General features: G+C 60.2%; 9 protein-coding genes, 1 tRNA gene and 1 pseudogene. 6 read left to right on the forward strand and 5 right to left on the reverse strand.

Features of this window, described 5'->3' with window-relative positions; translation table 11 throughout:
• A pseudogene (locus tag NW818_RS06850) lies at positions 1-472 on the reverse strand (hypothetical protein); the annotation flags it as partial.
• 186 nt (positions 473-658) lie between these two features.
• Here NW818_RS06850 and NW818_RS06855 point away from each other — a divergent pair.
• Positions 659-1,909, forward strand: coding sequence for an LL-diaminopimelate aminotransferase (locus NW818_RS06855; RefSeq protein ID WP_414416394.1), 1,251 nt, complete (start codon positions 659-661; stop codon positions 1,907-1,909).
• Here NW818_RS06855 and NW818_RS06860 read toward each other — a convergent pair.
• Together NW818_RS06860 and NW818_RS06865 are read right to left on the reverse strand one after the other, a co-directional pair.
• Positions 1,906-2,202: a hypothetical protein gene (locus tag NW818_RS06860; RefSeq protein WP_148202718.1), complete on the reverse strand. Its 297-nt coding sequence runs from the start codon at positions 2,200-2,202 to the stop codon at positions 1,906-1,908. The genes NW818_RS06855 and NW818_RS06860 overlap by 4 nt on opposite strands.
• 145 nt (positions 2,203-2,347) lie before the next feature.
• Positions 2,348-3,172 (reverse strand): creatininase family protein, encoded by an 825-nt coding sequence (locus NW818_RS06865; RefSeq protein WP_011433035.1) that lies wholly within the window; start codon positions 3,170-3,172, stop codon positions 2,348-2,350.
• 174 nt (positions 3,173-3,346) lie between these two features.
• On the opposite strand from NW818_RS06865, the gene NW818_RS06870 reads away from it, so the two are divergent.
• A complete protein-coding gene (locus NW818_RS06870; protein ID WP_414424151.1) occupies positions 3,347-3,769 on the forward strand; it encodes a hypothetical protein in 423 nt (140 codons plus the stop codon).
• Here the strand turns inward: NW818_RS06870 and NW818_RS06875 are convergent.
• Positions 3,766-5,031, reverse strand: coding sequence for an aspartate aminotransferase family protein (locus NW818_RS06875; RefSeq protein WP_414424152.1), 1,266 nt, complete (start codon positions 5,029-5,031; stop codon positions 3,766-3,768). The two genes, NW818_RS06870 and NW818_RS06875, sit on opposite strands and share 4 nt — an antisense overlap.
• 153 nt (positions 5,032-5,184) lie before the next feature.
• On the opposite strand from NW818_RS06875, the gene cysC reads away from it, so the two are divergent.
• Together cysC and NW818_RS06885 are read left to right on the forward strand one after the other, a co-directional pair.
• Positions 5,185-5,712, forward strand: coding sequence for an adenylyl-sulfate kinase (gene cysC, locus NW818_RS06880; RefSeq protein ID WP_414424153.1), 528 nt, complete (start codon positions 5,185-5,187; stop codon positions 5,710-5,712).
• A gap of 96 nt (positions 5,713-5,808) precedes the next feature.
• Positions 5,809-6,744 carry an alpha/beta fold hydrolase gene (locus NW818_RS06885; protein ID WP_011433031.1) on the forward strand — a complete coding sequence of 312 codons (936 nt, stop codon included), beginning with the start codon at positions 5,809-5,811 and terminating at the stop codon, positions 6,742-6,744.
• A 9-nt stretch (positions 6,745-6,753) separates the two neighbouring features.
• On the opposite strand, the gene NW818_RS06890 is transcribed toward NW818_RS06885, so the two are convergent.
• On the reverse strand, positions 6,754-7,290 hold the full coding sequence (locus NW818_RS06890; RefSeq protein ID WP_011433030.1) for an HNH endonuclease: 537 nt from the start codon (positions 7,288-7,290) through the stop codon (positions 6,754-6,756).
• Between the two features lie 231 nt (positions 7,291-7,521).
• Between NW818_RS06890 and NW818_RS06895 the strand changes: the two genes are divergently transcribed.
• Positions 7,522-9,132, forward strand: coding sequence for a nitrilase-related carbon-nitrogen hydrolase (locus NW818_RS06895; RefSeq protein ID WP_414424154.1), 1,611 nt, complete (start codon positions 7,522-7,524; stop codon positions 9,130-9,132).
• Between the two features lie 66 nt (positions 9,133-9,198).
• Positions 9,199-9,271, forward strand: a tRNA-Thr gene (locus NW818_RS06900).
• Positions 9,272-9,343 lie beyond the last annotated feature (72 nt).

Consider the following 9,343-nt stretch of genomic DNA (forward strand, 5'->3'; position numbering starts at 1 on the left):
GTTGGGGGGGAATAGGCCCAGAGAGCTGGTTGTGATCCAAAAACAGGCCGCGCAGGTTGCGCAGCTGCCCCAGCTCGGATGGGATGGAGCCGGAGAATTCGTTGTAGTCGAGAAACAGGTTTTCCAACTGGCTGAGTTGCCCCAGCTCGGGCGGCAGGGGGCCGGAAAGTTGGTTGTGGCTGAGGGACAAGGCTCGCAACCGGCGAAATTGGCCTATTTCGGGCGGCAGGGATCCGCTCAACCCCTGACGATCCAGCACCAGTTGGACAAGGCACTGATCCGGATCAAAAAGGGCCACCTCCTCTACCTTCACCTCCGGGCGGCCCAGAGCTGCCAAGATCTGCCGCAGCAAGAGGGGATCCCGACAAAGGGGAGCAGACCAGGCCCCCATCCCCCAGCTCAGCCAAACCCAGATCGCCAACAGGCCCACCGCCCACCTCTCGTGCCGAGCCATTCCCCTCTGCTGCTTCATCCCTGCTCTCCAAAGGATCTTTGCCAAGGTAGCATCCTACTCCGTCCCGCCTCCGCCGGGGTTGTTGCTATGGGCAGGGGAACCGCGACGTAGAAGAGTTCTGGCCCGGAACCGGCTAAGGACTCCGCCCCGCTAGCGCGAACAGCTACACTGAAAAGCCGATGACCTCCTCTTCGGCAAACCTCCATGGCCAGGATCAACGACCACTTCCTCAAGCTCAAGACCGGCTATCTCTTTCCCGAGATCGCCCGGCGGGTGCAGGCTTTTGCCACCGCCCATCCCGAAGCTCAAATTATCAAAATGGGCATTGGCGATGTCACCGAGCCGCTGCCGGAAGCCTGTCGAACGGCCATGATCCGGGCGGTGGAGGAAATGGGGGAACGGGCCACCTTTCGCGGCTATGGGCCAGAGCAGGGCTACGAGTGGCTGCGCCAGGCCATTGCCCGGCACGACTTCCAGGCCCGCAACTGCGATATCGACGCTTCCGAGATCTTCGTCTCCGATGGCTCCAAGTGCGATTGCGGCAACATCCTGGATATCCTCGGCCACGACAACACCATCGCCATCACGGATCCTGTCTATCCGGTTTATGTGGACACCAACGTGATGGCGGGCCATACGGGGCCGGCCAACGAACGCGGCGAATACGAGGGCCTGGTCTATCTGCCCATCACTGCCGAAAATCACTTCACCGCCAGCCTGCCCAGCCAAAAGGTGGATGTGATCTACCTCTGCTTCCCCAATAACCCCACAGGCGCAGTGGCCACACGGGAGCATCTGCAAAACTGGGTGGACTATGCCCGTGCCCACGGCTCCCTGATCCTGTTCGATGCCGCCTACGAAGCCTATATCACCGAGCCCGGGATCCCCCACTCCATTTACGAGATTCCAGGGGCGCGGGAATGTGCCATCGAGTTCCGCTCCTTTTCCAAAACCGCTGGGTTTACCGGCACCCGCTGTGCCTTTACGGTGGTGCCCAAGTCTTTGCGGGGGCAAGCTGCCGATGGATCCTGGGTGGATCTGTGGAGCTTGTGGTATCGCCGTCAATCCACCAAGTTCAACGGGGTGTCCTACATTGTGCAACGAGGGGCAGAGGCAGTTTATTCCGAAGCGGGGCAGGCGCAGGTGCGAGGTCTGGTGCAGTTTTACCTGGAAAATGCCCGCATCATTCGCCAGCAGTTGGCCGAAGTGGGGATCCAAGTCTATGGCGGCGTGAATGCCCCCTACGTCTGGGTGAAAACACCCGATGGGCTGAGCAGTTGGGAGTTTTTTGACAAGCTGCTGCACACCTGCCATGTGGTGGGTACCCCTGGCTCTGGCTTCGGCAGCGCCGGAGAGGGCTATCTGCGCCTGTCCGCTTTCAACAGCCGCGCCAACGTGGAAGAGGCAATGCGCCGCATTGGCAGCGTGTTTGCGGGGGCTGGAGCCGTTGGTTAATTGAGTCTTGACCCAGAGGGCGAGGATTCTTTCAAGCGCTCCCCGCCGCCAGAGGCGAACAGCTTGGGCCCGACAGGAAAGATGACGAACCAGTCGGCGATACCGCCGCGAACCCTTTTGCCTGCAACGCAGCAACTGGGCCAGCTTCCCCTTCGGCTTTCCGGGTACTGCCGCTTCGACTGCAGCTCCTGACCGTTAGCGATGAAGATATCCATACCCTCATGGGCAGTGGCCAGGTGAACTTTGCCCAAATCCACCCCATTTCCACCAGAACGGGTGTGTTCTGGGGCCAAGGTATCACCCTTTCCCATTGGGCAGATAGAGTTCGCAGCAGCCCAGCAAAAAGCTGCCCTGATCGCGTCAGCAGGTCGTATCTTGGTCGGCCAGTTCTGGCGAAAGCCTTTCACAAAGCAGGCCGTAGGTCTTTTGCCTGGATCCCTAGACCAGCAGCGGGGCTTTGCGCCAAGCCTTGGGCTGCTGGAACCGGTGCAGATCTCGGATCAGCCGCACCCAGCCGTCAGACATGGACTCCACCAAAACTTTGCCTTTCTCCGGCGTGGCGGCGGTGGCATCGCCCAAAACTCCGCTCTGGGTGAGATCGCGAGTTGCCCAAGCGAAAGGGATCCGCCCTTCCATGCTGAGCAGGCTGTTTTCCGGCAGATCGTGGGGATATTCGCAGACCAATCGGTCGGTTCGCACCGTGTCCGGCAAAAGGTGCATCAGCATACTGGTCTCCCCATCGCCGGCGTGAATGCCCAATTCCCGTTCTTTCTCGGTAAACAGCTCTCGTCCTTCGTGAGGAACGCGCCAGACCGACACCGGAAACAGCATGAAATCTTCATACTTCTGGTGCAGATCGCGGGCAACAATCTCCAGGACCTGTGGCTGGCCACCGTGGGAATTGAGGAACACCAGCTTGCGAAACCCAGCTCGGTAGATGCTCTCTGCCACTTCTGTCAGCACCGCCATCAGGGTTTGAGCCGAGAGGGTAATGGTGCCGGGGAAATGCCAATGCTCGTTGGCTTTGCCGTAACATTGGGTGGGCAAAACATAGGCCGGGATCTCAGGCTCCAGCTTCTCCATGGCGCGCCCAATGATCGCCGTGCCGATGCAGGCATCCACCACCAGGGGCAGGTGGGGCCCATGTTGCTCGATTGAGGCAACCGGCTGAATGATCACCACGTTCTCTTTGTCGGGCATGGCCTGGATCTCCGTCCAGGTCAGGTAGGGGAAAAAGCGGTGGGGCGGGACAAAAGTGTGCATCATGGCGGGATCCGTCCAAGTCTGATCAGAAAGCTACCTAGCACCATGCCACAAAATCGGGTTCACGAAATGCCCGCAAAGACGGGATCCCCGGCCAACCCGCCTGCCAAAGAAAAGTAAGGAGGCCATCGATTAGGATCAGTACAGTCCATATCGTCTTCAGTTAACGATTGCATGACCCTGTTGCCTCGTTTGCCCGCCCGATGTGGCTCTGTGGAGAATATCCCTTTCAGAAGCCGCCCTTTGCCTGCCCCGGTGGAGGTGGGCAGCACTCCCCCCTCACCCCGTCCCATTCTCGCCCTGCCAGGGTCGCAGGCCACCCTCTATGTGGAGCTGATTCAGGTTTCTCGCCACAGTCTTGAGGCAGGCTCTGACACCCCGCCGCTGCTCTGGGTGCGGCCTCTCCTGCTCAGGCAGGGATCCCAAGTCTTCAACCTGCGGGCCACCTCGGATTTGCTCTGGCCTGCTGCCGGCTTTGTTCCGGCCTATGCGGAGGAGGTATTGCCCCTTCTGGAACAGGCAAGGGATCCCGCTCCCCACGAGCTCCCTGCCCGACAGCAGTTGCAGGCATTTCTGCGGCAAGTCTGGCGAGGCTAGGCTGCCCCGGAATGGCCAAGGGAGGCGGCCAACCTTTGCAAAGCCGATGCCAACATCGCTAGAGCCGCGTCAATTTCTGCCGGGGTGACGATCAAGGGGGGCACAAAGCGCACCACCTGGGATCCTGCCGGCACCAACAACAGCCCGCAGTCCATGGCTGCCTTGACCACTTCAGCCGCCGGGATGCGCACCACCAAGCCCTGAATCAGGCCCCAGCCCCGCACTTGCTCAACGAGCTGCGGAAACTGCTCCGCCAAGCGGGACAGCCCCTGACGCAGATACACCCCTGTCTGCTGGGCATTCCAAACCAAACTCTCCGACATTAGCGTGCGGCAAACCGCCAGGCCCACCGCACAAGCCAAGGGGTTGCCCCCAAAGGTGCTGGCGTGATCCCCCGGCTGAAACACGGCGCAAAAGTCTTTCGCCAACAAGGCCCCGATGGGGATCCCACCGGCCAGGCCCTTGGCCAAGGTGAACACATCCGGCTCCACCCCCAGGTTACAGTGGCCCCACAGCATGCCGGTACGGCCCATGCCCACCTGCACCTCATCCAAAATCAGCAGAATGCCCCGCTCGCTGCAGATCCGGCGCAACCATTGAAAATAGGCGGGATCCCCCGGCACAACCCCCCCTTCCCCCTGCAACGGCTCCAACAGCACGGCACACACCCGCTCGCCCCAGCGCTCCAACACCGCTGCTGTGCCCTCGATGTCGTTGTAGGGAACGTAATCAAAGCCGGGCACCAGAGGGGCAAAGTCTTTTTGGTATTTGGGCTGGCCGGTGGCGGTAATGGTGGCCAGGGTGCGGCCATGGAAGCTGGCATGGGCGGTGAGGATCATCGGATCTTGGATCCCGCGCACCGCGTGGGCATACTTGCGAGCCAGCTTAATGGCTCCCTCATTGGCTTCCGCCCCTGAGTTGCAGAAAAACACCTTGTCGGCACAGGAGTGCTGGGTCAGCCATTGAGCCAGTTGTGCCTGCGGCTGGTTGTAGTAAAGGTTGGAAACATGGTGCAACTGTTGTGCCTGCTCGGTGAGCGCCTGAATCCACAGCGGGTGGGCATGCCCCAGGGTACAGGTGGCAATGCCGGCCACAAAGTCCAGGTACTCGCGCCCCTGCTCATCCCAAACCCGACACCCCTGCCCGCGCACCAAGGTCAGGGGATAGCGCCCATAGGTGGCCATCACATGCTCGGCAAACAGCTCGGCAGTTGTCGGGGATCCCGAAGTGGCACTGGCAAGAGGCGAAGTCAGGGGGGACATGGCCGGTGAAGGATTGTTGTCGTGTCGGCGGCGCAGAGCACTTTGGGGCTGTGCAAGCCGTGTTTCGAGTGTACCACCCTGCTTTGGAGATGATATTCTGGCAGGGCCCAAGATTCAGGGATCCACAGCAAACAGACAGAAGCAAACAGACAGATGTCGCGGCGGGGGGTAACGGTCTGGTTTACAGGGTTGAGCGGGGCGGGCAAAACCACCCTAAGCTGCGGCGTGGCCCAGCAGTTGCGCGCTTGGGGGCTGCCGGTGGAGGTGCTCGACGGAGATGTGGTGCGGCAACATCTCACCAAGGGTCTGGGCTTCAGCAAAGCGGATCGGGATGAGAACATTCGCCGCATCGGCTTTGTGGCGGAGATGCTGACTCGGCACGGGGTGATTGTGCTGGTGTCGGCCATTTCCCCCTATCGGGCAGCACGGCAGGAGGTACGGCAGTATATTGGCAGCTTTATCGAAGTCTTTGTGGATGCCCCCCTGGAGGTGTGCGAACGCCGGGATGTGAAGGGCCTCTATCGAAAGGCGCGGGCAGGCTTAATCCAGCACTTTACCGGTATTGACGATCCCTACGAGCCGCCGGAACAGCCGGAGGTGGTGTGCAAAACTGCCGAGCAAAGCATCCCCGAATGTATTGACCTGGTGATACAAAGCCTAAAAAGCAGAGGTTATGTCTAACAGGCCCACTGCTCTTACGTTGCCCGTAGAGGGTGGGCTTCCCCCCGGAGTAGCTGCAAAGAACCTAGAATTAAGAAAGGCCTACAAGCAACTCCTATGGCTTCGACATCGGCATCGGCCACTCCCATTTCGGCGCAGTGGATCTGGCGGGGGCAGTCAGTTCATTACGTCAAACAGGGTGAGCAGGGGCAGCCTCTGCTTCTGGTGCACGGCTTTGGAGCCTCCACCGACCACTGGCGCAAGAACATTCCCGAATTGGCTCAACACTACCAGGTGTACGCCATCGATTTGCTGGGTTTCGGTCGCTCCGCCAAGCCCAACTGGGACTACCGCGCCGAAATCTGGCGGGATCAGCTGCGGGACTTTTGCCAACAGGTAATCCGTCGGCCTGTGGTGGGGATCGGCAACTCCCTGGGCGGCTATGTGGTGCTCAGTTTTGCGGCGGAGTGGCCGGAGTGGGTGCGGGGCGTGGTGCTTTTGAATGGGGCAGGTGGGTTTTCCACCCTCAAGGGATCCCCGACCGGATGGCGGCAATGGATAGGCGGATTGGTGGGCTGGGGCCTGCGCCAGCGCCTGGTGTCTTACCTGCTGTTTCAGTATTTGCGGCAGCCGCACGTGATCCGAGCCAAGCTGAAGCAGGTTTACTACGACCCGGCAGCCGTGACCGATCAGCTGGTCGAGGCCATCCATCGCCCCACCCAGGATCCGGGGGCTGCCGATGTGTTTGTGGCCTTGATGCGAGGTGGGCAGAAGGGACGCTATGTAGATGAGCTGCTGTGCAGCTTGGTGCGACCGCTGTTGTTGATCTGGGGAGAACGGGATCCCTGGATGCGGGCGCGGGAACGCTCTAAGCTATACCGGGCCCACTACCCTCAAGCAGTGGAATACTTCCTGGAGGCTGGCCACTGCCCCCACGATGAGCGCCCCGAAGAGGTCAATGCCCTGATTCACCGGTGGATCGAGACCGGGATCCCGGCCACCACTTCTCCCCCCATTTCCAAAGCTGCCCCTGTATCGGAAGTCCATCCCTAGGCGGCCCGTCTAGCTTGGGCTGTCCAACAATTCCTCCTGGGGATCCCCTTCTAGGCCGATGGTGTACTTAGACCATTCTCGGTGGGAACCACTGCCGACGGCTTTGGAGATTTCAAAGTAGAGGGTGCTGTGGGGACGGCGGGGTTGGCGCAACAGGGGCATACCGGCTTCGCGGGGGGTGCGGTTCCCTTTTTTCACGTTGCAGCGCACACAGGCACTGACCACATTTTCCCAAGTATCCCCGCCGCCACGAGACCGAGGGATCACGTGATCCAGGGTGAGATCTTCGCCGAAGCAGCCGCAGTACTGACAACGATGCCCATCCCGGTAGAGGACGTTGCGGCGCGTAAGCGGGATCTCCTTGTGGGGAACGTGGACATAGTGGCGCAGACGAATGACGGTGGGCAAGGGAATGTTGCCGTACACCACTCGGCCATTGTGCTCGATTTGCTCGGCCTTGCCCTTAAGCAAAAGAACGACTGCCCTGCGCCAACTGGTGATGTTGAGCGGCTCGTAGGAGGCATTCAAAACCAAAACCTTGCCCATAGTGCCGCGCACCGCTGACGGGATCCCCAACCTAAGCCGGAAGGCGCCAGCCCCCTGAAGTTATGCAAAATGTTAACACAGCTTTAGATTCAAGCAGTAGGAGTTCTGTGCTCCAGGAGATATTCCCGGCTGCTGCAAAACGCTACTCTGGAGAAGAGCTGTTGGCAAGGGCGTGTTCAATCCTAGGGCATTACGTGGGGTTTCCCGAATAGGCTGAACTTTATTGAGGTGATGAAGCCGGAACTGAAATCTTCAAATCAACAGCAGGATCTGCCCCAAAAGAGAAACCCAGGCGAGGGATCCCGCTGGCTGATGGGTTTGGCCATTGCGCTGCTTTGTCTGGGATCCCCCAACCGCTGGTGGCACTGGTTTCCGGGAGCGCTGCTGGGCTTAGCCCTGCTGTTTGGCCTGTGCGAGCAACGGCAAGGGTGGGCGCGGTGGCGTTTGGCCTATGGCCTCTGGTTTTGGGTTTGCCTGTATGCCTTCTGGGTGGATCCCTTCTCGGTTAAGGTGTTGAGCGCCTGGGAGATCCTGGGGGGCGTGGTGGTGGCTCCCCTGATCCCCCTCTTTTTCACCACTGCTACGCTCCTGAGTTTGCAACTGAGTCGTCCCCTGCCGGTTTGGGCACGTCCGCTGGGTTTGGCCACGGTCTGGACGGGCTTGGATGGGCTGTTGGGCTTGCTCTGGTGGCCCATCCCTTTCCACTGGGGATCCCTGTTGTTCGACTGGCCCCTCGGGATCCAGGTGGCCGATGTCACCGGGATCTGGGGGGTTACCTTCTATGCCGTGTTCGTCAATGGGGTTCTTTGGCAGATGGCCAGGCAGATTTCTAGCCGGTGGCAGGCGGCTGGGGGATCCCTGAGAAACGTTTTGGGTGAGATGCTCAGGAACAGGGATTTCTGGGGTACGCTCGCCTGCGGCCTGGGGTTGACGGGGCTGGTCTTGGCCTATGGAAGCGCACGCCTGGCCGACTTCGATGCCTTGGCCGTCGAAAACAGGGATCCTGACTTTCGGGTAGCGGCAGTGCAGCAGGTGGCTTGGCTGGAAGCCGATCGCAGTTGGAACTACCGCCTGGAGCGCTACCGGGAGCTGCATCAGCTTTCTGCCCAGGGGGTGGCTGCTGGGGCACAGTTGGTGATTTGGCCGGAGGGGGCGCTGCGGGCACGGCTGCTGAATACTGGCCTGGAACCCTACGTGATCGAGCCAATGCAAGCGATTCTGCCGCCGGAAGGCGCTTTGATTACGGGGGCAACAGAGCCGGATCCCCGCACAGCCCATTTGCCGGAGCCAGAGCAGCGATTTTTTAACACGGCCCTGTTGTTTGACGCCCAGGGCAACTTGCTGGATGGGTTTGGCAAGCAGTGGATCTTTCCCTATTTCGAGTCGGGGCGCTACGTGCCTTCACCCGATGGCTATCGGCCTCTGGACGGAGGGGAGCTTTTCGGGCCTTTGGGGGTGATGATCTGCTTGGAGAGCGTCTTGCCTGCGCCCAGCCGAACTTTAACCCGTCGCGGCGCCGAGTCTTTGATCGTGATTTCGGATGATAGCTGGTTTGGTAATAGCCACTGGCCGATGTTGCATGGCCAGCTCTCGGTTTTTCGGGCTGTGGAAAATCGGCGTAGCGTGGTGTTTGTCAATAACACAGGCGGCAATCTGGTGGTGGATCCCTCAGGTCGGCTCCAGCAGGTTGGCCCCATCTTTCAGCGGGGGGTGATCACGGGAGAGGTGAGGCGGCGCTCTGAGACAACTTTCTACAATCGCGCGGGGGATTGGCTGGCGTGGCTGACGTTGGGGCTATCTTTGGGGCTATGGCGCTGGGGATCCCGAGCAAGGCAAGGATGAGTTAGAATCGATAGGCCCACCGGTGGGTCTGCGGATTCTCCTATCCAATCCTCACTTCAAAGCCCTGCTGATGTAGCTCAGTTGGTAGAGCAGCTCACTCGTAATGAGCAGGTCGTCGGTTCGAGTCCGATCATCAGCTTTCTGGAGTTGAACACCACAGAGTCCCTTTGGGAGAAGAGTTGGGGGTGGTCGCGGAAGCGGCGCGGAGCGT

It is taken from the genome of Synechococcus sp. R6-5 (assembly GCF_047461775.1).
Lineage (GTDB): Bacteria > Cyanobacteriota > Cyanobacteriia > Thermostichales > Thermostichaceae > Thermostichus.